Annotated in this window: 1 pseudogene; it reads left to right on the forward strand. The window is 38.2% G+C overall.

From position 1 onward, the window contains the following. Positions 1-759, forward strand: a pseudogene (locus tag ACFIMM_RS02220) (hypothetical protein); the annotation flags it as partial.

The following is a 759-nucleotide window of genomic DNA, read 5'->3' on the forward strand; positions in this document are numbered from 1 at the left end:
TTTTAATGCTGTTGATACTTCTATCACGAATATCCAAAATCAGATTACGAATGCGACAAAAAATAGCCTCGTTAAGCAGGAAGGAGATGCAGGTACTATTACCATTGGTGTGACAACAGGGGGTACAGAAATTAATGTTGCAAACAAATCTGGTGAAGCTCGTACAATTTCTGGTGTGAAGGCAGCTGTGAATGGTAATGAAGCTGTTAACAAAGCTCAGCTTGACAAAAGTATAGAGAAGATTTCTAATGATATTAATCTTACAAGTGCTGCTGCAGTTCTCTATGATAAAGAAACCGATACCGTTAATTATAATAGCATAACTTTGGGTGGTGATAAGACTACAGCACCCGTTTCCCTCCATAATGTTAAAGATGGGAAAATTACTGAAGATTCGCATGATGCGATCAATGGTAGGCAGATTGAAAAAATATCTGGAGATGTAGCAAACATTTTGGGTGGGAATGCGGAATTTAGCGACGGTATTTTGTTCGGTCCGCTCTATCATTTATCGCGCATTTCTGAAGATGGCGTAGCAGTATCTAAAGACCATAATAATGTTGGTGACGCTTTGACAGGGCTTGATGACAATATCAACAATGTGAATAGCCGCTTAACACATGTAACAAATGAATTTACTCAGAAAATTGAGGGTGTTTCTAAAGATTCTCTATTGTGGAGTAATGATGAGCAGGCATTTGTAGCACAGCATGGAGCAGACAAAGAAAATAGCAAAATTAAGTTTCTTGCTAATGGAGA

Source organism: Bartonella sp. AP258QHHD (assembly GCF_042196145.1).
Classification (GTDB): domain Bacteria; phylum Pseudomonadota; class Alphaproteobacteria; order Rhizobiales; family Rhizobiaceae; genus Bartonella.